26 protein-coding genes and 1 tRNA gene are annotated in these 24,267 nt (G+C 71.3%); 12 read left to right on the forward strand and 15 right to left on the reverse strand.

The genetic code is table 11. From position 1 onward, the window contains the following. Positions 1 to 109: 109 nt before the first annotated feature. Positions 110 to 193, reverse strand: a tRNA-Leu gene (locus ACWKZU_RS08610). 170 nt (positions 194 to 363) lie between these two features. Here ACWKZU_RS08610 and ACWKZU_RS08615 point away from each other — a divergent pair. From ACWKZU_RS08615 to pknB, 7 genes are all read left to right on the forward strand, one after another. Further along, complete coding sequence (locus tag ACWKZU_RS08615; RefSeq protein ID WP_449281912.1) at positions 364 to 1,155, forward strand: FhaA domain-containing protein; 792 nt, start codon at positions 364 to 366, stop codon at positions 1,153 to 1,155. Beyond that, entirely contained in the window at positions 1,152 to 1,724 is a 573-nt protein-coding gene (locus ACWKZU_RS08620; protein WP_449281913.1) for an FHA domain-containing protein FhaB/FipA, read from the forward strand. Before ACWKZU_RS08615 ends, ACWKZU_RS08620 begins: the two co-directional genes overlap by 4 nt. Positions 1,725 to 1,726: 2 nt before the next feature. Next, on the forward strand, positions 1,727 to 2,998 hold the full coding sequence (locus tag ACWKZU_RS08625) for a PP2C family protein-serine/threonine phosphatase (protein ID WP_449281914.1): 1,272 nt from the start codon (positions 1,727 to 1,729) through the stop codon (positions 2,996 to 2,998). Further along, the gene (locus ACWKZU_RS08630; RefSeq protein ID WP_449281915.1) at positions 2,991 to 4,394 is read left to right on the forward strand and encodes an FtsW/RodA/SpoVE family cell cycle protein; all 1,404 of its coding nucleotides are present in this window, start codon (positions 2,991 to 2,993) and stop codon (positions 4,392 to 4,394) included. Before ACWKZU_RS08625 ends, ACWKZU_RS08630 begins: the two co-directional genes overlap by 8 nt. Next, the gene (locus ACWKZU_RS08635; protein ID WP_449281916.1) at positions 4,391 to 5,878 is read left to right on the forward strand and encodes a peptidoglycan D,D-transpeptidase FtsI family protein; all 1,488 of its coding nucleotides are present in this window, start codon (positions 4,391 to 4,393) and stop codon (positions 5,876 to 5,878) included. The genes ACWKZU_RS08630 and ACWKZU_RS08635 overlap by 4 nt, the downstream gene beginning before the upstream one ends. Continuing rightward, entirely contained in the window at positions 5,875 to 7,629 is a 1,755-nt protein-coding gene (locus ACWKZU_RS08640; RefSeq protein ID WP_449281917.1) for a protein kinase domain-containing protein, read from the forward strand. Before ACWKZU_RS08635 ends, ACWKZU_RS08640 begins: the two co-directional genes overlap by 4 nt. A gap of 70 nt (positions 7,630 to 7,699) precedes the next feature. Then, positions 7,700 to 9,394, forward strand: coding sequence for a Stk1 family PASTA domain-containing Ser/Thr kinase (gene pknB, locus ACWKZU_RS08645; protein WP_449281918.1), 1,695 nt, complete (start codon positions 7,700 to 7,702; stop codon positions 9,392 to 9,394). Positions 9,395 to 9,515: 121 nt separating this feature from the next. Here the strand turns inward: pknB and ACWKZU_RS08650 are convergent, their stop codons facing one another. Genes ACWKZU_RS08650 through ACWKZU_RS08660 form a run of 3 tightly spaced genes read right to left on the reverse strand, consistent with a single transcriptional unit; the run spans position 9,516 to position 11,082 of the window. Then, the gene (locus tag ACWKZU_RS08650; RefSeq protein WP_449281919.1) at positions 9,516 to 10,151 is read right to left on the reverse strand and encodes an anthranilate synthase component II; all 636 of its coding nucleotides are present in this window, start codon (positions 10,149 to 10,151) and stop codon (positions 9,516 to 9,518) included. Beyond that, on the reverse strand, positions 10,148 to 10,306 hold the full coding sequence (locus ACWKZU_RS08655) for a hypothetical protein (RefSeq protein WP_449281920.1): 159 nt from the start codon (positions 10,304 to 10,306) through the stop codon (positions 10,148 to 10,150). The genes ACWKZU_RS08650 and ACWKZU_RS08655 overlap by 4 nt, the downstream gene beginning before the upstream one ends. Then, positions 10,306 to 11,082, reverse strand: coding sequence for a class E sortase (locus ACWKZU_RS08660; protein ID WP_449281921.1), 777 nt, complete (start codon positions 11,080 to 11,082; stop codon positions 10,306 to 10,308). Before ACWKZU_RS08660 ends, ACWKZU_RS08655 begins: the two co-directional genes overlap by 1 nt. Before the next feature lie 62 nt (positions 11,083 to 11,144). Between ACWKZU_RS08660 and ACWKZU_RS08665 the strand changes: the two genes are divergently transcribed. Then, positions 11,145 to 11,423, forward strand: a complete 279-nt coding sequence (locus ACWKZU_RS08665; RefSeq protein ID WP_449281922.1) for a cell division protein CrgA — start codon at positions 11,145 to 11,147, stop codon at positions 11,421 to 11,423. 340 nt (positions 11,424 to 11,763) lie between these two features. On the opposite strand, the gene ACWKZU_RS08670 is transcribed toward ACWKZU_RS08665, so the two are convergent. Beyond that, positions 11,764 to 12,702, reverse strand: coding sequence for a rhomboid family intramembrane serine protease (locus tag ACWKZU_RS08670; protein WP_449281923.1), 939 nt, complete (start codon positions 12,700 to 12,702; stop codon positions 11,764 to 11,766). Positions 12,703 to 12,709: 7 nt separating this feature from the next. Beyond that, a complete protein-coding gene (locus tag ACWKZU_RS08675) occupies positions 12,710 to 13,219 on the reverse strand; it encodes a peptidylprolyl isomerase (protein ID WP_449281924.1) in 510 nt (169 codons plus the stop codon). A 187-nt stretch (positions 13,220 to 13,406) separates the two neighbouring features. Here ACWKZU_RS08675 and ACWKZU_RS08680 point away from each other — a divergent pair, with 187 nt between their 5' ends. Further along, complete coding sequence (locus ACWKZU_RS08680) at positions 13,407 to 13,901, forward strand: DNA/RNA helicase (RefSeq protein WP_449281925.1); 495 nt, start codon at positions 13,407 to 13,409, stop codon at positions 13,899 to 13,901. A gap of 289 nt (positions 13,902 to 14,190) precedes the next feature. Here ACWKZU_RS08680 and ACWKZU_RS08685 read toward each other — a convergent pair whose 3' ends face one another. From ACWKZU_RS08685 to ACWKZU_RS08705, 5 genes are all read right to left on the reverse strand, one after another. Next, positions 14,191 to 14,676, reverse strand: coding sequence for an NUDIX hydrolase (locus tag ACWKZU_RS08685; RefSeq protein WP_449281926.1), 486 nt, complete (start codon positions 14,674 to 14,676; stop codon positions 14,191 to 14,193). A 9-nt stretch (positions 14,677 to 14,685) separates the two neighbouring features. Next, positions 14,686 to 15,756: an alpha/beta hydrolase gene (locus ACWKZU_RS08690; RefSeq protein WP_449281927.1), complete on the reverse strand. Its 1,071-nt coding sequence runs from the start codon at positions 15,754 to 15,756 to the stop codon at positions 14,686 to 14,688. 202 nt (positions 15,757 to 15,958) lie between these two features. Continuing rightward, the gene (locus ACWKZU_RS08695) at positions 15,959 to 16,837 is read right to left on the reverse strand and encodes a hypothetical protein (protein WP_449281928.1); all 879 of its coding nucleotides are present in this window, start codon (positions 16,835 to 16,837) and stop codon (positions 15,959 to 15,961) included. Continuing rightward, positions 16,834 to 17,544 carry a response regulator transcription factor gene (locus ACWKZU_RS08700; protein ID WP_449281929.1) on the reverse strand — a complete coding sequence of 237 codons (711 nt, stop codon included), beginning with the start codon at positions 17,542 to 17,544 and terminating at the stop codon, positions 16,834 to 16,836. Before ACWKZU_RS08700 ends, ACWKZU_RS08695 begins: the two co-directional genes overlap by 4 nt. Beyond that, positions 17,532 to 18,953 carry a histidine kinase gene (locus tag ACWKZU_RS08705; RefSeq protein ID WP_449281930.1) on the reverse strand — a complete coding sequence of 474 codons (1,422 nt, stop codon included), beginning with the start codon at positions 18,951 to 18,953 and terminating at the stop codon, positions 17,532 to 17,534. Before ACWKZU_RS08705 ends, ACWKZU_RS08700 begins: the two co-directional genes overlap by 13 nt. A 115-nt stretch (positions 18,954 to 19,068) precedes the next feature. Here ACWKZU_RS08705 and ACWKZU_RS08710 point away from each other — a divergent pair, with 115 nt between their 5' ends. Beyond that, positions 19,069 to 19,656: a dienelactone hydrolase family protein gene (locus ACWKZU_RS08710; protein ID WP_449281931.1), complete on the forward strand. Its 588-nt coding sequence runs from the start codon at positions 19,069 to 19,071 to the stop codon at positions 19,654 to 19,656. Here ACWKZU_RS08710 and ACWKZU_RS08715 read toward each other — a convergent pair. Further along, positions 19,581 to 20,585, reverse strand: a complete 1,005-nt coding sequence (locus ACWKZU_RS08715) for an AraC family transcriptional regulator (protein WP_449281932.1) — start codon at positions 20,583 to 20,585, stop codon at positions 19,581 to 19,583. The two genes, ACWKZU_RS08710 and ACWKZU_RS08715, sit on opposite strands and share 76 nt — an antisense overlap. Before the next feature lie 120 nt (positions 20,586 to 20,705). Between ACWKZU_RS08715 and ACWKZU_RS08720 the strand changes: the two genes are divergently transcribed. Further along, positions 20,706 to 21,245 (forward strand): carboxymuconolactone decarboxylase family protein, encoded by a 540-nt coding sequence (locus ACWKZU_RS08720; RefSeq protein WP_449281933.1) that lies wholly within the window; start codon positions 20,706 to 20,708, stop codon positions 21,243 to 21,245. Between the two features lie 136 nt (positions 21,246 to 21,381). On the opposite strand, the gene ACWKZU_RS08725 is transcribed toward ACWKZU_RS08720, so the two are convergent. Next, positions 21,382 to 21,996 carry a hypothetical protein gene (locus ACWKZU_RS08725; protein ID WP_449281934.1) on the reverse strand — a complete coding sequence of 205 codons (615 nt, stop codon included), beginning with the start codon at positions 21,994 to 21,996 and terminating at the stop codon, positions 21,382 to 21,384. An 86-nt stretch (positions 21,997 to 22,082) separates the two neighbouring features. Between ACWKZU_RS08725 and ACWKZU_RS08730 the strand changes: the two genes are divergently transcribed. Then, entirely contained in the window at positions 22,083 to 22,670 is a 588-nt protein-coding gene (locus tag ACWKZU_RS08730) for a MarR family winged helix-turn-helix transcriptional regulator (protein WP_449281935.1), read from the forward strand. A 109-nt stretch (positions 22,671 to 22,779) separates the two neighbouring features. On the opposite strand, the gene ACWKZU_RS08735 is transcribed toward ACWKZU_RS08730, so the two are convergent. Together ACWKZU_RS08735 and ACWKZU_RS08740 are read right to left on the reverse strand one after the other, a co-directional pair. Beyond that, positions 22,780 to 23,418: an ankyrin repeat domain-containing protein gene (locus tag ACWKZU_RS08735; RefSeq protein ID WP_449281936.1), complete on the reverse strand. Its 639-nt coding sequence runs from the start codon at positions 23,416 to 23,418 to the stop codon at positions 22,780 to 22,782. Between the two features lie 200 nt (positions 23,419 to 23,618). Continuing rightward, on the reverse strand, positions 23,619 to 24,191 hold the full coding sequence (locus tag ACWKZU_RS08740; RefSeq protein WP_449281937.1) for a GlcG/HbpS family heme-binding protein: 573 nt from the start codon (positions 24,189 to 24,191) through the stop codon (positions 23,619 to 23,621). Between the last annotated feature and the right edge of the window lie 76 nt (positions 24,192 to 24,267).

Here is a 24,267-nt window from a genome sequence, read left to right on the forward strand (position 1 = left end):
CGCTTCGCGGCCCATCTCGGTGGGGCTTAGCACATATCTCAGCACATGGCACGAAAATGACCCCCAACCCGGTGATCTAAACCCCAGGTCAGAGGCCATTTTCTGTTCGTGCGCGAGGGGGGACTTGAACCCCCACGCCCTTGCGGGCACTGGCACCTGAAGCCAGCGCGTCTGCCAATTCCGCCACTCGCGCGAGTCGCCATCCGGCACCGGAGCACCAGACAACTCCACAAGCTTAGCAGCACCGGAGCCCTCACACCAAAGCGGGCTACACTGCTGGCTAAACTAAAGCCATAGCGGTGTGCCGACATCGGCGTGCGCGCCGCAGGGACGACGGACCGAGCAGGAAGGGAGGAGCGGGACATGGGCATTCTGGACAGCGTCGAGCGCGGGCTCGAGCGCGCCGTCAACGGCGCCTTCGCCCGCACCTTCCGCTCCGGCGTGCAACCCGTCGAGATCGCCTCGGCGCTGAAGCGCGAGCTCGACATCGGCGCCGTCATCGTCGACCGCGACCGGGTGCTCGCTCCCAATCGCTTCACGGTGCGGGTGGCCCCCAAGGACGCGGATCGCCTGCGCGGGCTCGGCGAGACCCTGGAGCAGGAGCTGCGCGGCGTCGTGGTGAAGCACGCGAAGCGCCAGAACTACCAGCTGCTGGGCGATCCCGACGTCGAGATCCGGCCCGACGAATCGCTCACGGTCGGCGTGCTCGAGATCGACTCCTCGCGCGTCGAGGGCGCGGTCGACTGGATCGCGGTGCTCGACGTCGACGGCACTCGCCACGAGCTGCGCCGCGGCACCACCACGGTGGGACGCGGCAGCGACTGCGGCATCCGCATCACCGACAACGCGGCCTCCCGCAAGCACCTCGAGATCATCTGGGACGGCGGGGCCGGCATCGCCCGCGACCTCGGCTCGACCAACGGATCCAAGATCAACGGCGAGCGCTTCCGCGAGGCCGCGCTCGCGCCGGGCATCGTCATCACCATCGGGCAGACCGCGCTCCGCTTCCAACTCGTGCCCGGGCGCAGCCGCACCCAGCAGCCCCCCGCGGCACCCAGCAGGCCCAGCACACCACCGACACGCGCCTACCCGGCGCAGACCTCGATGCCCGGGGATCCTCCGGGCATCGACCAGGACTTCTGGAGGGGGCTGTGAGCGAACTCACCCTGCTCATCCTGCGCATCGGATTCCTTCTGCTGCTCTGGTTCTTCATCTTCGGGATCGTCTACGCGCTGCGCAGCGACCTCTTCGGCGCTCCCGTGCGGCGTCTGCGGGGCGGCGAAGCCGGATCCGCGCCGCCCGCGGCGCCGCAGGTCTCGGCCGTGGTCTCCGCTCCGAGCGCCCCGGCACAGCAGCCGGGGCCCGCGATCACCCCGAGCGGCGGGGCGCTCCCCTCCGCGGGAAGCGCTCTCCCCTCGGCCGGAGGCGCGGGAGCGGTCCGCCACCTCGTCATCACCTCCGGCGTCGCCGACGGCACCTCGATCAACCTCGACGACGACCTCATCACCATCGGGCGCAGCAGCGACTCCACGCTCGTCATCGTCGACGACTACACCTCCACCTACCACGCGCGCCTCTCCCGCAGCGGCGAGCAGTGGATCCTCACCGACCTCGACTCGACCAACGGCACCCGCGTCGACGGCGAGCGCATCTCGAAACCGACTCCGGTTCCGCCGTACACGCCCGTCACCATCGGCACGACCACCTTCGAGTTGAGGCCCTGAGCGTGCGGGTGCGGTACGACAGCGCCATCGGCTCCCACGTCGGCATGGTGCGCTCGAACAATCAGGATTCGGGCTTCGCCGGCGACCACCTCTTCCTCGTCGCCGACGGCATGGGCGGGCACGCGGGCGGCGACGTCGCCTCCGCGATCGCCGCCAAGGAGATGGCGGCGCTCGACGTACCGCCGATGAGCAGCCCCGAGGCCACCACCAACACGCTGCGCACGGCGATCCTCGAGACCAACGCGAAGCTGCGCGCCGTCGTCAAGGATCGCCCGGAGCTCGCGGGTCTCGGCACCACCTTCACCGGCTTCATCCCGGTCGGCGACCGGCTCGCGCTCGCCCACATCGGCGACTCGCGCCTCTATCTGCTCCGCGACAACCACCTGCAGCAGATCACCAAGGATCACACCTTCGTGCAGCGCCTCGTCGACAGCGGCAAGATCACCGAGGAGGAGGCGAAGACCCACCCGCGGCGCTCGGTGCTGATGCGCGTGCTGGGCGACGTCGACTCCTCGCCGCAAGTCGACACCGACGTGCTCGACACCCGGCCGGGCGACGTCTGGCTGCTCTGCTCCGACGGCCTGTGCGGGTACGTCGAGGACCACGACATCGAGAAGATCCTGCGCCGCCGCACCTCGCTGCAGGGCGCCGTCGACGCGCTCATCGACAAGAGCCTCGCCCACGGCGCGCCCGACAACGTCACGGTCGTGCTCGTGGAGACGGAGCTCGCCCCCGAGGCCGATCCGCACACCACGAGCGAACTGCCGGAGCCGAACCGCCGCTTCGCCGGCTCGGCCGCCACGACCCCGGACCTGCGCGACGGCGACACCTCGACCGCCCGCACCCGGCTCATGGGCCGCCGCCGGCTGGTGCGCCGCCCGCCGGTGGTCGCGGAGAGCCAGTTCGAGCCCCGCGTCGACGAGTACCTGGCCGAGCTGATCGCCGAGACGCGGCGCCGCAACCGCCGCCGCCGCCTGCTGTGGGCGCTCGGCGTCGTCGCCGTGCTGCTCGCGATCGGCGGCGCCCTGCTCTTCGGCTACCAGTGGACGCAGAGCCGCTACTTCGTGGGCACCGACGGCGAGACCGTCATCATCTACCGCGGGGTGCAGCAGAACATCGGCTCCATCTCGCTGCACTCGGTCGCCGAAGACACCGAGATCCCGCTCTCCGAGCTCGACGGGCTCGAGCAGCGCCAGGTGAAGCGCACCCTCGGCGCCGGCTCGCTCGAGGAGGCGCGCGAGATCGTGCTGCGACTGGGGGTGCACGATGAGTAGCCCCCAGAACGGCGACGCCCGCACCTTCGACAAGACCCGCACCAGCGAGACGGTGCTGCAGCGCATCACCGCGCTGCGCGCACCCCGCAAGCTGCTGGGGCTCGAGCTGTCGCTGCTGCTCTTCGCGATCGCGGTGGGCATCGCCGCGGTCGTCATCATCGACCTGACCGTCGTGGGCGAGCCCACGACCGAGCTGGCGCCGACGGGCGCGCTGTTCGTCATCGCCCTGTTCGCGCTGCACATCACGATCCGGCGCATCACCCCCGACGGCGACCCGCTGATCATGCCGATCGCGACGTTCCTCAACGTCATCGGCATCGCCATGATCTACCGCATCGATCTCGCCCAGGAGCTCTCGGGCTGGGATGCGTGGGCGGTGCGGCAGCTGGTGTGGTCGTCGATCGCGGTGTTCGCGGCGATCGTCGTGCTGCTCGTGATCCGCAATCACATGGTGCTGTTCCGATACACGTACCTCACCGGCCTCGGCGCGGTGGTGCTCCTGCTGCTGCCGATGCTCCCGGGCATCGGCCAGACCATCAACGGCGCCCGCGTCTGGATCCACATCGGCGGCTTCTCGTTCCAGCCGGGCGAGATCGCGAAGATCCTGCTCGCGATCTTCTTCGCCGGCTACCTGGTGCGCAACCGCGACTCGCTCGCGATGGTGGGCAAGAAGATCCTCGGCATCCGGTTCCCGCGCGCCCGGGATCTCGGGCCGCTGCTCGTGTTCTGGCTCGCTGCGATGTCGGTGCTCGTCTTCCAGCGCGACCTCGGCACCTCCCTGCTGTACTTCGGGCTGTTCCTGTCGATGCTGTACCTCGCGACGGGGCGCATCGGCTGGATCATCCTGGGCGTCGGGCTGTTCCTCGTGGGCGGGCTCGTGGCGAGCCAGACCCTCGCCTACGTCAACGTGCGCTTCGCGAACTGGCTCGATCCCTTCGCCGATCCGCACGGCGGCAGCTACCAGATGGTGCAGGGTCTGTTCGGCATGGCCAACGGCGGCATGACGGGCACGGGCCTCGGCCAGGGCTACCCGGCCGACACCCCCGAGTCGCGCAGCGACTACATCTTCGCGAGCCTCGGCGAGGAGCTCGGCCTCATCGGGCTGTTCGTGATCCTCGCCGCCTACCTGCTGCTCGTGGGCCGCGGCCTGCGCATCGGCTTCGCGGGGCAGGACGACTTCGGCAAGCTCCTCGCCTCGGGCCTCGCCTTCGCCATCGCTCTGCAGGTGTTCATCGTGGTCGGCGGCGTGACCCGCGTGATCCCGCTCACCGGCCTCACCGCGCCCTTCCTCGCCGCGGGCGGCTCCTCCCTCGTCTCGAACTGGATCATCATCGCCCTGCTCATCCTGCTCTCCAACTCGGTGCGCAATCGACCGAAGCTGGTGATCCGCACATGAACAAGCAGCTGAAGTTCCTCACGCGCACCGTGTTCGCGATGTTCCTGGTGCTCTTCTTCGCCGTCACGATGATCCAGTTCGTGTCGGCGGACGACCTGCGCGCCAACGAGCTGAACGGCCGCACGGTGAAGAACGGCTACAAGGTGGAGCGCGGATCGATCCTCGTCGACGGGGATCCGGTGGCGTACTCCACCCCCACGGGCGACTCGTTCCGCTTCGTGCGGCAGTACTCGGACGGCCCGCTCTACGCGCCCATCACCGGCTACTTCTCGCACACGCAGGGCATGACCGGGCTCGAGGCCGCCATGAACCAGGACCTCTCGGGCATCGGCAACGCGCAGTTCTTCACCCGCATCATGAACACGCTCAACGGCGTCGCGCCCCAGGGCAGCTCGGTGCAGACCACGATCGACCCCGCGGCGCAGGCGGCTGCGGCGGAGGCGATGGCCGAGGGCGGCTTCGAGGGCGCGGTCGTGGCCGTGGAGCCCAAGACCGGCAAGATCCTGGCGCTCGTCTCGACCCCCAGCTTCGACCCCAACGTGCTCTCGACGAACAGCGACGCGGAGATCATCGCGAACTACCGCCAGCTCGAGGAGGATCCCTCGCAGCCGCTGCAGAACCGCGCCATCGCGGGCGATCTGTACCATCCGGGCTCCGTCTACAAGCTGGTGACGGCTGCGGCGGCGATCGAGGCCGGCGAGGCCACCCCCTCGACCGAGTTCGCCAACCCGGCGCAGCTCAAGCTGCCGCAGTCGACCCACGAGATGCAGAACGCCTCCCGCACCACCTGCGGCAGCGGGTCGAAGGCCACGCTGGAGCAGGCGATCGTGCTGTCCTGCAACATCCCGATCGCGGAGATGGCGATGGACATGGAGCCGAACGTCGTGCCCGACATGGCGCACGCCTTCGGCTTCGATCAGGAGCTCTCGGTCCCGCTCGCGGTCACGCCCAGCACCTCGCCGATGCCCGAGGACGAGGCGCAGGTCGCGCTCTCCTCGATCGGGCAGCTCGACGTGCGGGTCACGCCCCTGCAGGTCGCGATGGTCTCGGCGGGCATCGCCAACGGCGGCACGGTGATGAAGCCGTACCTCGTCGACCGGGTGATCACGCCGGATCTGCGCGTCGAGAAGGAGTACACGCCCGAGGAGTTCTCGAAGCCGATCTCGAAGCAGACCGCGGACGACGTCGCTGGCATGATGGAGACCGGCGTCTCCAGCCCCGAGGGCCTCGCGCAGAAAGCGGGCATCGAGGGGGTGCGGGTCGCGGGCAAGACCGGCACCGCGGAGAACGGTACGGACGAGAACGGGAATGACCTTCCCTTTACGCTGTGGTTCACGGGATTCGCGCCGGTCGAGGATCCCGAGGTGGCCGTCGCCGTGGTGATCGCGGATGGCGGCGGCGAGGCCTACGGGTTTGAGGGGGGTTCGTTCGACCTCCCCACGGCAGTCGGAAAACGAGTAATGGAAGCGGTGTTGAGCGAATGAGGCCAGCGGCAGGGATCACATTCGGCGGACGCTACGAGCTCAGCTCGAGGATCGCCGTCGGAGGCATGGGCGAGGTGTGGAAGGCGACCGACAGCATCATCGGCCGCACCGTCGCCATCAAGATCCTCAAGGACGAGTACATGGGGGATCCGGGCTTCCTCGAGCGCTTCCGCGCCGAGGCGCGGCACGCCGCTCTCGTCAACCACGAGGGCATCGCCAACGTCTTCGACTACGGCGAGGAGCAGGGCTCCGCGTACATCGTCATGGAGCTCGTGCCTGGCGAGCCGCTCTCGGCGATCATCGAGCGCGAGGGACGCCTTCCGGCGAACCGGGTGCTCGGGATCGTGGCGCAGACCGCGACGTCGCTGCAGGCCGCGCACGACGCCGGCCTCGTGCACCGCGACATCAAGCCGGGCAACCTGCTGATCACACCCGAGGGCCGCGTGAAGATCACCGACTTCGGCATCGCTCGGATCGCGGATCAGGTGCCGCTCACCGCCACCGGGCAGGTCATGGGCACCGTGCAGTACCTCGCGCCCGAGCAGGCGAGCGGGCACACGGCCACCGCGGCCACGGACATCTACTCCCTCGGCGTCGTGGCCTACGAGTGCCTCGCGGGCAAGCGCCCGTTCACGGGCGAGTCGCAGGTCGCCATCGCCATGGCGCAGATCAACGACACCCCGCCGGATCTGCCCGCCGACGTGCCCGAGCCGGTGCGCAACCTCGTGATGGCGTGCCTCGCGAAGGACGCCGCGGGGCGTCCGCAGACCGCGGCGAAGCTCGCGCAGGCCGCGACGGCGCTGCACCGCGGCGACGTGCAGCTGGCGGCGAGCTACGTGCCGCAGGTGCTCGGGGCATCCCTGCCCGCCACGACCGTGATGCCGCAGCAGACGCAGACGATGGACGCCGCGACCACCGTGATGCCGCATACGACCGCGCTGGCGGGCCAGACGGCTCAGGACCCCGCGCAGGACGAGGAGGCCGCGGAGACCGACGAGCCGGTCAAGAAGAAGCGCAGCCCCTGGACCTGGCCGCTCATCACACTGGCCGCACTGCTCCTCATCATCGGCGCGGGAACGGCCTACGCACTGCTGAGCGGTGGCGGCGGCGATCCGGAGCGGACCACCACCCCGCCGCCCACGACCACCACCAGCACGCCGACCACGACCCAGGCCCCCACCACCGGCGAGATCGATCGCAGCGAGGTCGTCGGCAAGACGGCCGAGGACGCGACCGCGTACCTGAACGGGCTCGGCTTCCGGAACGTCTCCACCCAGCCCGGCAACCAGGCCCCCGACGACGAGGTCGACATCGTCACCGACGTGAACCCGAGCGGGTCCCGCGTGCCCTTCGATCAGGCGATCGTGCTCACGGTCAACGTCGCGTTCGGCGAGGTCGCGCAGCCGCCGGCGCCCACGGGCACCGACTCGGTCGACTCGGGGCAGGCCTTCACGCTGAGCCTCGCGACGAACGTCTGCCCCACCGGGCTCACGCTGCAGGGCTACAACGTCACCGCCGACCCGGCGAACGCCCTGGCGAGCGTCTCGGGCTCGACGGTCAACCTGCAGGCGCCGACGCTCGAACCCGGGGCCGACGACGCGACCATCACCGTCACCTACACCGTGACCTGCCAGGGCAGCGGCGTCGAGCGGATCTCGGACGCGTCGCCGGCGGCCACGATCACCGTGAAGGCCCCGGCCGCGCAGGACTCCGACTCGGACGCCGACACCGATGGCCCGGGCCAGGGCTGAGCGCCGGAACGAGATCCAGCATCGATCCCGATAAACTTGGAGGCAGTCCTTGAGCACGGAAGAGGTGATCATGCCCGAAACGACCGATGGCGACGGTGAGCAGCGCATCCTCGCCGGCCGCTACGCCATCGGCGAGTTCGTCGGTCAGGGCGGGATGGCCACCGTGTACCGCGGAACCGACACGAAGCTCGGGCGCCAGGTGGCCATCAAGGTCATGAAGGCCGACCTCGCGGGGGACGAGCAGTTCCGCTCGCGTTTCCGGCAGGAGGCGCAGTCGGCCTCGCGCATGGCGCACCCCACCGTGGTGCGCGTCTTCGACGCGGGGGACGACCTCATCCAGACGGCCGACGGGCCCAAGCGGCTGCCCTTCATCGTCATGGAGTACGTCGAGGGCACCAATCTCCGCCAGCTCGTCGCCGAGGGCGGGCTGTCGCAGACCGAGGCGTGCCGCGTGGTCGACTCCGTGCTCACCGCCCTCGAGTACTCGCACCGCGCCGGCATCGTGCACCGCGACATCAAGCCGGCCAACATCATGATCACCAAGAGCGGCCAGGTCAAGGTGATGGACTTCGGCATCGCCCGCGCCGTCTCCGAGACCTCGTCGACCCTGCAGCAGACCACCGCGATCCTCGGCACCGCGGCCTACTTCTCCCCGGAGCAGGCCAAGGGCGAGTCCATCGACGCGCGCACCGACCTCTACTCGACGTCGGTGCTGCTGTACGAGCTCCTCGCGGGCGATGTGCCGTTCCGGGGCGACACGGCGGTGGCGGTGGCCTACCAGCACGTGAGCGAGCGGCCGAAGCCGCCGAGCGAGCGCAACCCCGAGGTGACGCCCGAGCTCGACCGCGTGGTGCTCTACGGCCTGGCGAAGGATCGCTCCAAGCGCTTCCAGTCCGCCTCCGAGTTCCGCGAGGCGCTGCGGATCGCCGCCAGCGGCAAGATGCCCAAGCTCTCGGTGCAGCAGCAGGACACCGTGCTGTTCTCGGGCGGCGAGGAGGTCTCGGAGTCGGACCTCGCGCTGCGCCAGCTCTCGGAGGGCGGGGGCGCCGCGCGCACCCAGAGCCGCCCGCCCGTGATGTGGACCTGGGCGGCGATCCTCACCGTCGGCGCCGTGATCGTGGCCGTGGTCTTCTGGCTGGTCACGCTGGCGCCCCAGCAGTTCGTGCCCGACAACTCGCGCGAGATCCCGAACCTCGTCGACATGGACCGCACCGAGGCGTTCGAGCTGCTGCAGAAGCAGGGGCTCTTCCCGGTGACGGTCGAGGAGACGAGCGAGGAGATCGCCGCGGGGCACGTGATCTCGAGCGATCCGGAGGAGGGCACCGTGCTCACCGTCGGCGAGTCCGTCACGCTCTACATCTCCACCGGCCCGCAGGCGGCGAAGGTGCCCGAGCCGGACAACATGTCGCTCGACGACTACAAGCAGGCGCTCGCCGACCTGGGACTCACCGTGGGCGTCGAGACCAGTGTCGACGACCCCATCGCGCCCGAGGGCCGCGTGCTCGAGGTCTCACCGGCGCCCGGTACGGAGCTGGCGTCGGGAGAGAGCGTGTCGGTGCGGGTGTCGAGCGGCAAGGTGAAGGTGCCCGAGGTCGTGGGTCACCCGCTCGAGGCGGCCCGATCCCTCCTCGACGGCCGCGGCCTCGAGATCACCTACACACCGGATCAGTGCCCCGCGGAGGGCAACTTCCCCGTGACCTGGCAGTCGATCGTCGGCGAGCAGAAGCAGGGCGCCGCGCTCGAGGTCAAGTACTGCGCGGCCTGACGCGCCCCTCGCCCGGATCCGGGTCCCGTTCCCCGACCGACCCGTTCCCGGAGTTCGACGCCCCTTCGACCGGGTCCCGCTCCCGTCCCCCGAGCCGGTCAAAAGGGCGGGAGCCGGCCGCTCAGCTCTTGATGAGGGGCGACAGCGACTGCGCGATCTGCGCCGCGTTGGCGAGGCCCACCACACCCAGCCAGTTGCCCAGCTGGCGGTACCCGCCCTCGGTCAGCACGGACTCGGGATGGTACTGCACCCCGTAGATGGGCAGCTCCCGGTGGCGCAGCGCCATCACGATCCCGCTCGCGGTCTCGGCGGTGATGACCAGCGTCTCCGGCACCGTGTCGCGCACGACGGCCAGCGAGTGGTAGCGGGTGGCGTTGAACTCGGGCGCGACGCCCTCGAAGAAGGGGTCGCCGCTGTGGTGCACGCGCGAGACCTTGCCGTGCATCAGCTCCTCGGCGTGGGTCACCGTGGCGCCGAGCGCCTCGGCGATCGCCTGATGCCCGAGGCACACGCCCAGCAGCGGCACCCCGGTGCGCAGCGCGATGCCCACCATCGACACCGAGACGCCCGCGTCGGTCGGCGTGCCCGGGCCCGGCGAGATGAGCACCCCGTCGTACTCGGCGACGAGGTGCTCGAGCTCGCCCGTGCTCACCTCGTCGTTGCGGATGACGCGTGTCGAGGCGCCGAGCTGCTGCAGGTAGCCGTTCAGCGTGTACACGAAACTGTCGTAGTTGTCGATGATCAGAATGTTCGTCATGATCCGACCGTCGCCTCCTCTGCTTGGAAGTACAGGGCCGCCCACGGATACACGTAGGCGATGAGCACGTAGACGAGTGCTGCCGCCGCGAGCAGCAGCACGATCACCCGGAGCCAGGCCGGGCCGGGGAAGAACCGCCAGAGCAACGAGAACATCAGCTTTCCTGGTCCCCTCTGGGCGCCTGGGTGCCCTCCATGGTGGGGTTGAGCTCGAGCAGGGCGGCCGGCGGTCCGTCGCTGCGGGGCTGGAAGCCCTCGAACACGGAGTAGGCGATGGCGCGCTCGTCGCTGCCGGCCCACTTCGGGTGGCAGGTGGTCAGCGTGAGGATGCGATCCTCGCCCGGTTCCCCCTCGAGCCGCGGGAACGGGTTCAGCACGTCGACCGCGTCGGGCAGCACGTACTCGATCGAGCGGAAGCGGTAGGTGTACCAGCCGTCGGCGGTCTCGATGAACAGCGGATCGCCCACGCGCAGGTTCATCACCTCGCGGAAGGAGTTGATGAGCGGCCCCGATCGGTGCCCGGCCAGCGCGAAGTTGCCGGGCTCGCCCGGCAGCTGCGTGGTCTCGTAGTGCCCGATGCCCTTCTCGTCGAGGTTGAGCACCGTCCACCAGTCGGTGGTCTCGCCGATGCGGTTCGCGTAGGTGGTGCCGAAGGCCGGGGCGTGCAGCACCGCGAACACCTCGCCGGCGGCGGGCTTCGCCGTGACGGGGACCGTGCCGTCCTGCACCGGCTTCGCCTCGGCGTCCCACCGGGCCGAGTCGCCGGCCGAGAGCTCGGTCTGCTTCGCGGTCACCGCGACACCGGTGTGCCACGGCTGCCACACGATGTAGCCGAGCACCGCCAGCCCGCCGAGCAGCAGCAGCTCCCCGATCACCGTGAGCGGACTCAGGCGAGCCCGCTGGCGTCGGCCGCGCGCGCTGCGAGACTCCATCACCCTCACATTCTACGTCTCGGGCGCTGAGACTCGGCCGGAATCCCGGTAGACTCGTAGCCATGGCAGCAGCTGGGAAGAATGTAAGCAAGCGCAAGTCGGCGGAGCTGACGCAGGATCAGGCCGCGATCTCTTCCGCCCGGAAGGACGCGCCCAATCCGGTGTGGTTCAAGCCGGTCATGTTCGGCTTCATGCTGCTCGGCCTCATCTGGATCGTGCTCTACTACATCACGAGCGCCACCGCGCTGCCCCTGCCCGTCCCCGCGCTCGGCCAGGCCAACATCTTCGTGGGCTTCGGCCTCGTGCTCGTGGGCTTCCTCATGACCCCCTGGTGGAAGTAGCCGCCTGACGTTCGCCCCGCTCCCAGCCGCGCGAACCGCCCCGAGCGGGGATCGATCGCGCCGCGAATCACACCGGTGTAATTCCTCCCCAGCTGGGGAGAAGCCTGTGGATAACTGACGAAAGCCCCGGCATCGCCGGGGCTTTCGTCATCCTGCGGGTGCGAAATGCCGAGCCAGAACGCGCCAGCGTTCTGCGCATCTCGCGGTGGCGCCTCCGCGCCGGGCGAGTCGCAGGATCCACACTGAGATCCTGCGATCGGCTCCGCCGCCGCAGGATGACGCGTGCACAGGCGAACAACTGCATCCTCATGCTCCGCGGCGCCGAGAGACGCGGCGTGCGTCAGACGATCGCGGGCATCGCGACGAAGTAGGAGAACCCGAGGGCCACCAGCACCGCGCCGAGCCCGATGAGCCCGATGATTCGCTGCGTCTTGCGACGCGGCCCGCGCGTGGCCAGCAGCAGCCACATCGTGATGGCACCCACGACCATGCCGCCGAGGTGGGCCTGCCAGGAGATGTTCGCGCCCGGGATGAGCCCGATCCCGAAGTTGATCGCGATCAGCACCGCCAGCGAGGTGATGTTCACCCGGGCCGCCTTGAAGGCGACGAGCGTCGCCGCGAGCACGCCGAAGATCGCACCCGAGGCGCCCACCGTCGGCACGAGCACGCTCGCCGGCTCCGCGTACCCCCAGAACATGACGCCCAGCGAACCGCCGACGCCGGCGAAGAGGTAGAGCGTCAGGAAGGCCGCCCGGCCGATCATCTGCTCGAGGTTGCGGCCGAAGAGCCACAGCGCGTACATGTTGAACAGGATGTGGAACAGGAACCCCGTCGAGTGCGTGAACATGGAGGTGATCATGCGCCAGGGCTCGAAGCCGAGACCCGGCGGCAGCACCGACCCGGGCAGCGAGTACAGCGGCGCGTACCAGAGCGCGCGGGTCGCCTCGTCGGCGCCGAAGTAGTGGCTGAGGGTCTGCGCGACGAACACGATCCCGCAGAGGATCATGATGCCGTAGGTGATGGGCGTATCGAGCGCGGCGAGGCGCCGTCCCGTCACCCGGGCCGAGCGGCCGGCGCGCTGGGCCGCGCCCGGCTGCGTCTGCTTGACGCACTCCGAGCACAGTACGCCGACGGCCGACACCACCTGGCAGTCCGGGCAGATGGTGCGGCCGCAGCGCTGGCACAGCGTGAAGCTGTGCACCTGCGGGTGGCGGTAGCAGACGTCGTCGGGCCCGTACTCGACGCGTTCGCCGAACGCCGGCCCCGCTCCGTTCGCCACCGGGAGCCTACGCCTCGACGACGTCGACGCCGGAGATCACCACGTCCTCGACGGGGCGGTCCGCCGCAGCCGTCTGCACGGCCGAGATCGCGTCGACGACGGCCTTCGAGGCGTCGTCGGCGACCACGCCGAAGATGGTGTGCTTGCCGGTGAGCCAGTCGGGGGCGGTGGTGGTGATGAAGAACTGCGAGCCGTTGGTGCCCGCGAGGCGGCCCGTCATGTCGGGGCGCTTGCCCGCGTTGGCCATCGCCAGCTGGTAGGGCTCGTCGAAGACCAGCTCGGGGTGGATCTCGTCGTCGAAGGTGTAGCCGGGCCCGCCGGTACCGGTGCCGGTGGGGTCGCCGCCCTGGATCATGAAGTTCGGAATGATGCGGTGGAAGATCACCCCGTCGTAGAAGCCCTTCTGAGCGAGATCGACGAAGTTCTTGACCGTCTTGGGCGCGTGGTTGCCGAAGAGGTTCAGCACGATGTCGCCGTGGTTGGTGTGGATGGTGGCTACCGAGGTGTGAATGCTCATAGGCACTAGTGTAGGCCGGGGCTCCGGCGCGATCGCTGCACGCGGAACGGCGGGCGCGGATACTACCAGGCTGTGAATCGCTCGCAACGGGGTCGGCCCGGTCGGCGCGGGACGGACGGTTCGGTGTAGCGTGGAGGTACGAGCGATGTCGCTCAGAGCATTGCCTCGCCGAGCTAGGAGGACAGGTATGAAACTCTCACGCAAGCGCCGCCGCGAACTCCGCCGTCTGCGGAACGATGCGCAGGAGCTGCTCGATCAGCAGCGCATCGTGCTCGGTCACGCCGGGGACGTGCTGAATCAGGCCGGGCGGCAGGCCAGGCACCTGAGTGACGAGCACCTGGCGCCTCGCGTCGACGAGACCCTCGAGGCGGTGCGCCCCACGATCGACCGCGGCGTGGCCTCGGCCCGGCGTGCGGCCGACAACGTGCGCCGCTTCACCGCTCCGTTCGTCGCGAGCGCGCTGGCCCGCACCATCCGCACCCTCGACGAGCTCGACAACCCGGACGCCGCCAAGCAGGTGCGCGGCTTCGGCGAGCGCACCGGCTATCTCAAGCCCGAGAAGAAGCGCGTCGGCGGCATCATCGCCCTCGGCCTCGGCCTCGCCGCAGCAGCGGGCGTCGGCTACGCCCTCTGGCAGGCGTTCCGCACCGACGACGAACTCTGGGTCGCCCCCGAGAACTGATCGCGTTCCGCTGCTCGACGGAGGGCGCCGCGGCCGGAAGGTGCGGCGCCCTCCGTCGTCCCGCGCGAGCAGAGCGAGCACCCTCCGTCATCCTGCGCGAGCGGAGCGAGCACCCTCCGTCATCCTGCGCGAGCAGAGCGAGCACCCTCCGTCATCCTGCGCGAGCGGAGCGAGTCGCAGGATCCACGACCGTGCTGGATCCTGCGACTGCGTTCGCCGCGCGCTCTCCGCGCAGGATGACGAAGGGGCCCGGATTCCGATGCCGCCCCGCGTGGCGGGCGCAGCGCGCCTACTTCCGGGGCTTGCCCTGCTTCCCGTTGGCGGGCTTCCCGTTCTGCCTCCCCGCCGGCCGGCGGCCGCTGATCCCGGCCATGCGCAGCCCGGTCTGCACGAGCGAGAGCGTGCGCAGGGATCGGATCTCGCGGATCGGCACCCAGCGCGCCTCGTCGGACGAGCCGCCGACCTCGTGGCGCAGGGGCCCCTCCTTGACGGTGGCGCGGTAGACGATCCGGATCGTGTGCAGCTCGGGATCCTTGCCCTCCGGCACCTCCTCGCGCACCATCACGCGCGAGTCGACGCCGAGCAGCTTGCCGACGCGCGCCTCGAGCCCGGTCTCCTCGAGCACCTCGCGCACCACCGCGTCGCGGGGATCCTCGCCGCCCTCGATCCCGCCGCCGGGGAGCGTCCAGCCGTGCAGATGGCCGCGGCGCCAGTGCGTCAGCAGGATCCTGCCGCGACGCTCCACCACCGCGTAGGCGGCCACCCTCAGGTCCATGCTACGAGCCTAGCCTGTCGGACCGGGCGCGGGCTCCATCTCCCGTGCGCCCCCGGGGCGCCCGGCCCCTCCGAGACGCTCCCCCGCCCGCCAGCCCAGAAGCCACCGCTCGAGCCTCGCGTAGGCCTCGCGGCGCACCTCCTCGCGCGAGAGGAAGACGTCGTGCAGCGCACCGTCGATCCGCTCCACCGTCACGGTCGAACCCAGCTTGAGCGCGGCCTTCGCCACCTCGTCGACGTCGAGCACGGTGTCGGCGCGCGTCAACTCCTCGCTCCACTTCACCGGGATCGCGAAGCGGGCGGAGAGGAGCACCTCGATCGGTGCGCGGATGCCGAGCCCCCGGTTCACCCGCGCGTGACCGTCGAGGATCGCCCGCAGCCACCCGTTGAGCACGGCGTGCGTGCGCTCCGGGCGCCACGCGGCGTCGACCAGCGCGAGCTCGTCCTGCGGACCGACCTCGCGCTGCGCCCGCGTGTAGAAGCCGTAGTCGAGCTGGGGCGCGACCTCGCGGGGGTTGAAGCGCGCACCCAGGTTGATGAGCGGCATGAGCACCTGCCTGCCGGTGCTCGCCAGCTGGAACTCCAGCCACGGGCTGTTGAGCACGAGCGCGTCGGCGCGTCCCGGATGCTTCCCCGCCCACAGGCTCAGCACGAGCCCGCCGGTCGAGTGGCCGAGCAGCACGAGCCGCCGCGCTCCCGCGGGCCGGTCCTCCTCCATCACGGCGAGCGAGCGGTCGATCTCCTCGTGGTAGTCGTCGAGATCCTCGATGTAGCCCGCGGTCTGCCCCTCGCGCAGACTGCGCCCGTACTTGCGCAGGTCGAGGGCGAAGAAGCGGGCGCCCCGCTGCGTCCAGAACCCGGCGAGCTCGCGCTGGAAGAAGTAGTCTGACCAGCCGTGCACGTAGAGCACGTCCACGTCCTCGAGCATCCGCTCGCTGCCGAGCAGCCGATCGAGGAACGCTCGCCTCCCGGGAAGCGAGCGCACGAGCGTCGCGACGAGGGGACCCTCCTCGTCGGTGCCGAGATCGAGGTCGGTGCACTCGAAGCCGGGCCCGAGCACGTCTCCCCGCCACACCGTCATGCCGCCAGTCTAGGACCACGCCCGGCGACCGCACCTCGGTCGCTCCCCACGTCCGCCGCCCGATCCATGGTTCGCAGATCGCCCCTGTTCGCGCCCCGAAAGGGCGATTCAAGACCCGTACGCGCGTCAGTAGTTGCTGCTTCGCGGGCAGTTTGGTGACATCTACTGACGCGCGAAGATGGGGGACGAGGGATGAAGGGGCTCAGCGCAGCACGATCTCCGCCGCGGTGGCCTGCACGCGCACGGTGTACGGGGACTCCTTGCTCTCGGCGAGCCGGTTGTCGACCTCGCCGAGCGCCCCGCGCAGATCGACGCGGTACTCCTCCTCCGGCAGCTGCAGCGCGAGCGCGCCCATCTTCGCGGTCGCGTCGACGCTCCGCGGAGCCTCGCCGGTGAGCGTCACCGTCGCGTCGCCGGTCTGCACCTCGACGTCGGCCTCGCCCACGTCGGCGAGCTCGACCCGCGCCTCCCCCACGCGCACGTCGAGGTCGAGCGAGCGGGCCGCCCCGGTGAAGCGCAGGCTGCCCGCGTTCACCTCGAGGCCGAGCGCGTCGAAGCTGCCCTCCCCGCGCAGCTCACCGCCCGAGAGCGAGATGTCGGCGTTCAGCCGGCCGCTCTCGACGAGGTCGCGCGGCAGGGTCAGCGTCACGCTCGCCGAGCCGTCGACGCCGCAGCCGAACAGGCATCCGCCCGTGCGCGCGCCGGAGCCGAGATCCGGATGCTCGATCACGAGCTCCCCCTGATCCCGGTACATCGACCACTCTCCGGCGAGGCCGCTGCCGCCGACGGACAGCAGCGCCTCCTCGACGTCGCCGGGCACCAGCGTGAACGAGGTCGCGGCGGCGTCGATCGAGATGCCCTCGAGATCCTCCAGATCCCACTCGGCGAGCTCGTACTCCGCGTCGGACGGGATGAAGTCGACTCCGCCGTACTCCACCTGCGCCTCCATGACGTTCGGGACGAGCGCCCGCGCCGCGGTCGAGATGCCCACCGCGAGCAGGGCGATCCCGCCCGCGACCGCGGTCGCGACGATGATGGCGGTGGTCGCAGCGCTGCGTTCTCCCGTTGCTGGCGTGGTCATGATGCCGTTCCCGTCTGTGTGGTGTGATCGTTGGCGCCGGATCCCGGTGCCGGGATGCCGCCCGTGCTCTCGAGGTGCGCGATGGCGGCGAGCACGCGCCGGTTGCCGCCCTCGTCGGGCTCGAGGCCGAGCTTCTGGAAGATGGCGGTGATGTGCTTCTCGACGCTCGCCTCCGAGAGGAAGAGCAGCGCGGCGATGGCCTGGTTGGAGCGGCCCTCGGCGAGCGCGGCCAGCACGGTGCGCTCGCGATCGGTGAGGGATCGCATGCGGTCGTCGCGCCCCCGCCTCGTGAGCAGCTGCGCCACGACCTCGGGGTCGAGCACGGTCGCGCCGGAGGCGATCCGCTCGATCGACTCGATGAACTCGCCGACGTCGGCCACCCGATCCTTCAGCAGGTAGCCGAACGCGCCGCCCTGCGCGGCGATCAGCTCGCTCGCGTAGCGCTCCTCGACGTACTGCGAGAGCACCAGCAGGGCCAGCCCGGGCCGGGCGCGGCGCAGCTCGAGCGCCGCGCGGATCCCCTCATCGGTGTGGCTCGGCGGCAGGCGGACGTCGAGGATGCAGAGCTCGGGATCGGTCCCGGCGACCCGCGCCAGGAGATCCTCGGCGTCCGCGAGCGCCGCGACCACCTCGTGGCCGCCGTGCTCGAGCAGGCGCACGAGCCCCTCGCGCAGCAGCACGGAGTCCTCGCAGATCAGGATGCGCACGGCACACTCACCTCCAGAGCGGTGGGCCCGCCCTGCGGGCTGTCGAGTCGGGTCGTGCCGCCCGCGGCGAGCACGCGGTTCATGACCCCGTCGAGACCGCCGCCCGGGGTGACCCGGGCCCCTCCGATGCCGTTGTCCTCGACCCGGGCCCAGAGCATGCCGTCCTCGCGCACGCGCACCACGACGCGGCACTCGCTCGCCCGCGAGTGCTTGGCGGCGTTGGTGAGCGACTCGGCGATGGCGAAGTAGACGGCCGCCTCCGCGTCGCGTCCGCAGCGCTGCTGGAGGCGCGCGTCGAGGTGCACCGGGATGTGGGATCGGGCCGCGAGCGCCGAGAGCGCGGCGTCGAGTCCGCGGTCGTCGAGCACCGATGCGTAGATGCCGCGGGCGAGCTGCCGCAGCTCGGTGATGGCGGCCTTGGTGGAGGTGTGGGCCTCGGCGATGAGCGCCTTGGCGGAGTCCGGATCGGTGTCGATCTGCTGCTGCGCGAGCCCGAGGGTCATGGCCACCGACACGAGCCGCGGCTGGACGCCGTCGTGCAGGTCGCGCTCGATGCGCGTGCGCTCCACGTCGGCTGCTCGCACCGCTCCCTCGCGCTGCCGCGCCGAGACCTGCGCGCGTTCGGCGAGCTCGGCCTCGTTCGCGCCGGAGCCGATGATCGCGACGGTCACCAGCCGATGCAGCAGCGCGATGCCGATGATGCCCGCGAGGCTCACCAGCGCGCCGAGGATGCCGGGCTGCCACCACACCGAGAACGAGGTGAAGATCGAGATGACCGACCTGACGAACCACTGCACGAGCGCGAGCACCCCCGCGCCCAGCAGGCTCGCGATGCCGAAGCTCGCGAGCGCGCGCCACATGCGCCCGTCGATCGACTGCCGGCCGAGCGACCGCAGCCAGGCCTTGAAACCGGGCCCGGCCTGGGGGCTCCAGCTGGCCGGGACGGCTCCCAGGCGGTACAGGCCGCTGACGCGCCGGGTCTCGAACCAGGCGATGCCGTAGAGCGCGTAGACGAGAGCGACCAGCACCACGAGGCCGATGCCCAGGATGAAGAGCAGGCCGATGCCGGTGCCGAGCACCGCGAAGAGCATTCCGATGACCGTGAAGCCGATGACTCCGAGCGCCGCCAGGTGCAGGATCGTGAGCGCGAGGCGGAACGGCGGCCGCGGGCCGGGCTGCGCGGACGCCGGGCCGGCGACGGGCGCACCTCCCGGCTGCTGCTGCGCCACGGCGGGCCGGGGCGCAGCAGCCGGCAACGGCGCCGTGGGCGCTGGGGGCGCGGCGGCCGGCGGCAACGGCACGGTCGGAGCCGTCTCGGCGGACACCGACCCCCGAACCGGCCCGGGCGCGGGCCCGCCGACTGCCCCGGCGGCCCCGGGTGCGGCATCGTTCTCTACTGAACTGATCATGCCTCTACGCTAGGCGGTGGCGGGCGACGCGGGTCAGCCGGGGGCCCGGAGAGAAACCTTCGGGGTTTCCCGAAAGCCGCGCGGCGCGGTCCCCGTCTCCCCTATGCTGCCCACCATGGCCGAGATGATGCTCTTCCACCACGTCCTGGGACTCACGACGGGCGTGCGCGCCTTCGCCGACCGGCTGCGGGATCGCGGCCACGTCGTGCACGCACCCGATCTGTTCGAGGGACGCACCTTCACGACGATCGAGCACGGCTTCGCCTACGTGGAGCGGGTGGGATCCGGGACCGTCGCCGACCGGGCCGCGACGGCGGCCGCCGAGCTGGCGGAGGGGGTGGTCTTCGGCGGCATCTCGCTCGGGGTGCTCCCGGCTCAGCAGCTGCTGCAGACCGTGCCCGGCGCGCTCGGAGGCCTGTTCATCGCGGCATTCGTTGATCCGGACTCGCTCGAGGGTTCCTGGCCGGGCGATGTCCGCGTCCAGGTGCACGCGACGGAGGGGGATCCCTTCTTCATGGACGAGGGAGACGTCGAGGCCGCCCGCGCCGTCCAGTCCTCCCACCCGGGGTTCGAGCTCTTCCTCTCCCCCGGCTCGGGCCACCTCTTCGTCGACTCGAGCACACCCGACTACGATGCCGCGGCCACCGAGCTGGTGCTCGATCGCGCCGACGCCCTGCTGCGGGCGGTGTCGCCTCCCGCGTAGCCGTCGCGATCCGGATCCGCGGGCGCCGCCTCCCGGAGGGCCCGGCCCCGCTGATCCTCGGCCCACGCTCTCGGCGAGCTCCCCGTGCGCTGCGCGAAGACGCGTGAGAACGAGCTGCCCGTGTAGCCGAGCTCGGCCGCGATCTGCGCCACCGGTCGGCCCTCGCGCAGCCGCTGCTGACCGATCGTGATGCGCCACCCGGTGAGGTACTCGTGCGGCGGCGTTCCGACGAGTTCCCGGAAACGCGCCGCGAACGCGCTGCGCGACATCCGCGCCAGACGCCCGAGCGTCTCCAGCGTCCACGAACGACCGGGATCCTCGTGCATCCCGGCGAGGGCGCGCGCGATGGCGGGATCGGCGAGCCCGGTGAAGAGGCCGGGCGGCAGCCCGACGTCGCGGGGGTGATCGAGCAACCAGCGCAGCAGCTTCAGCAGCGCGATCTCGAACAGGCGGTCGACCACGTAGCGGTGGCCGCAGCGGAACTCGTCGATCTCGGCGAACAGCAGGTCGAGCGAGCGATCCAGCCCCTCGACCTCCGCGATGGGAACCGTCACCACGTCGGGGAGCGCCCGCACCAGCGGGTGCGCTCCCCCGCCGTCGAACTCCAGCGTGGCGCAGGCCAGATCGACCGGGCGATCGGCGCGGGCGTGGAAGAGGTGCTCGTGCGGCCTCGGATAGAAGAGCAGGCTCGGCTCGGACACCGTGCGCAGCCCCGGCATCCGGCCGTCCTCCACGTGCAGCGCGCCCGCGCGCAGGATGTGCAGGAAGCCCCGGCCGGGCTCGGCGTCGAAGCGGCGCAGCTCGCACAGCGGCCCGACGTGGAACTGCCGGGCGCGCACCGAGAACCGCTCGAGCATCGGATCGAGCCGGTCGATCACGGCGGCTCCGTCTGCGGCGGCTCCGATTGCAGCCGCGCTGTGCACCTTCATGCCGCAAGGATAGACGATCCGACAATTCATATGGACAGAAAGCCGCGAATCAGCCTCGGCTTCCGGTCAGACTGAGGTCGGGCCCGCAACAGCGGTGCTCACCGAAGAAGGAGGACAGCCATGTCACGCGTACCCCTGGTCGATCCGGCGGAGGCCGACACCCGGATCGCACCGACGCTCAGCAGGATCGACGGCGCCTTCGGCACCGTCCCGAACATGTTCCGGGCCGTGGCCAACTCGCCCGCCGCGCTGCAGTCGATGTGGGGCGCCTTCGGGGCCTTCTCGACGGGATCGCTCGGCCCGGCGCTGACCGAGCAGATCGCCGTGGCGGTCGCCGAGCGCAACCGCTGCCGCTACTGCCTCGCCGCGCACACCGCGCTCGGCGCCGGCGCGGGGCTCGGGACGGAGGAGCTGGCGTCCGCGCAGCGGGCGCGTTCCGAGGATCCGCGCACGCAGGCGCTGCTCGAGTTCGCGGCGTCGCTCGTCGAGCGGCGGGGCGACGTCGACGCGCGGAGCGTCCAGGCGCTCCGCGACCACGGCTGGAGCGACGAGCAGATCGTCGAGACGATCGCCCAGGTCGCCCTCAACCTGTTCACCAACTACATCAACATCGCGCTCGACGTGCCCGTGGACTTCCCGGAGGTGCCGTTCCAGGGGTAGGGGATCCGAGCCGGTCCAGCACCAACGCCGGGCGCGGCCGAGCGCGCCCTCCGGGCGCAGCGGAGGGCGCGCTCGGCTCACCCGCGGGGTTCGACGACGGCGGCCCCGCGGGCACCGCCCGCCGGGCCGCCACCGGCTACTCGGCGAAGCCCCGGCGGCGCGGACCGCCGGCGCTCCTCCATCGCGGGTGGCGGTGGCCCCACCCGGGGCCCCGACCGGGTCGGAGCGGCTGCTCCGGATCCCACCCGAGCGCCACGGCGATCCGCTCCAGCGAGCGCACGGTGGTGGCGTAGTCCTCGGGCGTCACCGCGTCGGCCACCGTCGCGCGGATCCCGCGCACCTCGGCGCCCAGGCGCTCCTTGGCCTCGCGTCCCGAGTCGGTGAGACCCCAGCCGCCGCCGTCCTCGGCGATCCAGCCCCGCTCCGCGAGGCGCCGGAGCTTCTCGGCCCGACGGGCCTCGCGGTCGGCCCGGCCGGGTCGGTCGCCGAGCCGGTCACCGTCGCGGCAGGCGCCGCGTCCGCCGAAGCGCTCGCCCGGCACGGTGCCGTCGACGCGGTTCATACGGCGCCAATCGCCGCGGGTCAGGCCCTCGCGCTCGAAGGCCTCGGCGAAGCGCTCCGCCAGCAGCCGATCGACCGTTCGCAACCAGTATCCGAGGGGTCGCCCATCGCGCGGCTCGGCGGGATCGTGCGCCTCCGCGGCGCTCTCGGAGGAAGAGTTCTGCGTGTTCTGCGTGTTCTGCGTGTTCATCTGCGTTCCTTACTTGTCATAGTACATGTATATGTAGGATGACATGGATAGTCGATGCATGTCAAGTGGCATGTAAAATGTTCCACGTGGAACCACAGACGACCGATCCGGCGGACCCGGCGAACGACCCTGCCGACGCCATCGCGAACGCCCTGTCGCGCCTCCGCGGACCTCGGCGCGGCGGCCCCGGCGGCATGGGTCGCGGCCCCCACGGCGCTCGACGGGGCCTCGGTCCGCAGGGGTTCGGCCCGCACGGCCCGGGCCCGCACGGCCAGTTCGGCGGGGGTCCGCGCGGAGAGGACTGGGCCGCGCCCGAGCGCGGCGCGGGTGCGCCGGCCATCGTCCGCATGCTCGAGGCTCTCGCGACCGCCGATGCCCCGCTGAGCGTGAGCGAGATCGGCGAGGCGATCGGCGTCGATCAGCCCCGCGCCTCCCGGCTCGTGAAACAGGGCGCCGCGCGCGACCTCGTGCGCCGCGAGGCCGATCCGGAGGACGCGCGGCGCACACGGATCGCGCTCACCGAAGCGGGCCGGCGCTTCGCGAGCGGGCTGCGCGGGCGGCGGCGCGAGTCGCTCGCCCGCGCCCTGGAGGGGTTCTCCGAGGCCGAGCAGCGCGAGCTCGCGCGCCTGCTCGGGAAGCTCGCCGACAACTGGCCGGGCCGCGACGCGAGCTGACCGGCCCGCCCGGGCCGCATCACTCGCGCGCGGAGCCGGAGGCTGCGAGGCGGGTCCCGGCCTCGACGGGCCCGGCCGGCGGATCCGCGCCACCCGTCCGCGCGAACCGCTACCGGTCGAGCGCGCGATCGATCTCGGCGACGAGATTCCAGTGCCCGTGGGCGATCGCGAGGTCGCGCGGAGCGACGCCGTTGCCGTCCGGGAGCCCGGGATCGGCGCCCGCCTCGAGCAGCGCGCGCACCACACCGACGTGATCCTCGCTCCCCGTGCCGAGCACGATCGCCTCGTGCAGCGCGGTCCAGCCGAGATTGTTCACGTGGTCGAGGGGCGCACCCGCGGCGATGAGGATCTCGGCGGTGCTCACGTGCCCGTGCTCGGCGGCGGGGATCAGCGCGGTGCCGCCGTAGCGGTTCGTCGAGGCGACGTCGGCGCCGTGCTCGAGCGTGGCGCGCAGGATCTCGTCGAGCCCCTCGGCGCCGGCGTAGAGGAAGGCCGAATCCTGGAGGTCGTCCTTCGCGTTCGGATCCGCTCCGGCCTCGAGCAGCAGCACGGCGAGCTCGACCCGGTTCGCCTTCGTCGCGGCCACGAGCGGGGTGCGCCCCAGCTCGTCGCGCCGCTCGAGATCGGCGCCGTCCGCGATGGCCTCCCGGGCGGCCGCGAGATCGCCCGCGGCGACGGCCTCGGACAGGGCCGCGGTGGCGGCGGCGCGCTCGGCCTCGGTGGGCGGGGTCTGCTCGTGCTGCGGCATCGGTGGATCCTCCTTCGGCGCGGGCGCCTCTGCGGTCGCGGGTGCCTCCATTGTGGCCCGAGAACCGCCCGCGGGGGGATCCCCGGCGGCGCACGCCGCGAGGAGGAGCGACGCGCAGAGGATCAGGCCGCCCGCGGCTGCGCGCACGATCCCGCGCCCGCGATCGGAGCCGGGCGAGCGCCGGGTGCCGCGCTGCCCGCTCACCCGGCGATCTCCTGCTCGATCGCGGCCAGGCCGGCCGCCGCGCACGTCTGATCGTCCATGCCCGACGGGGCCCCGCCGACGCCGATCCCCGCGATCGACGCGTCTCCGAGCTTGACCGAGACCCCGCCCGGCATGAAGAGCGTGCCGGGCAGTCGGTGCAGGCCGTTCTCGTCGGCGCGCGCGACCAGGTCGCTCGTGTCGGCCCCGAAGGCGGCCGCGGTGTAGGCCTTCTGCTGCGCGGCCTCGATCGTGTGAGCCGCGGCGTTGTCGCCGCGCACGAATGCCTGCAGGTCTCCGTTGCGGTCGACGACGGCCACCGATACGAAACCGAGACCGTCCGCGGCGCACTGCGCCAGGGCCGCTTCCGCGGCGGTGGCGGCGGTCTCGGCACCGAGGCGGCTCGCCGTCACGGTGTTCCGCTCGCTCACCTCGACGGCGGGTGCCGCCGGCGCGGTCGTCGCGGTGGAGTCGGTCGCGGCACCGCCGGGCTGGGCGGTGCAGCCGGCGAGCGCGGCCGCACCGCCCAGTGCGACGGCGGCGGCGATGGCGAGACGACGGGTGGTGATCATGGAGTGCTCCTTCACGGGTGCGGGGACGGCTCGGACCTCTGGCCGATCCCTCGTACCCTCCAGCGTTCCGCGGTCC

It is taken from the genome of Leucobacter sp. (assembly GCF_053528595.1).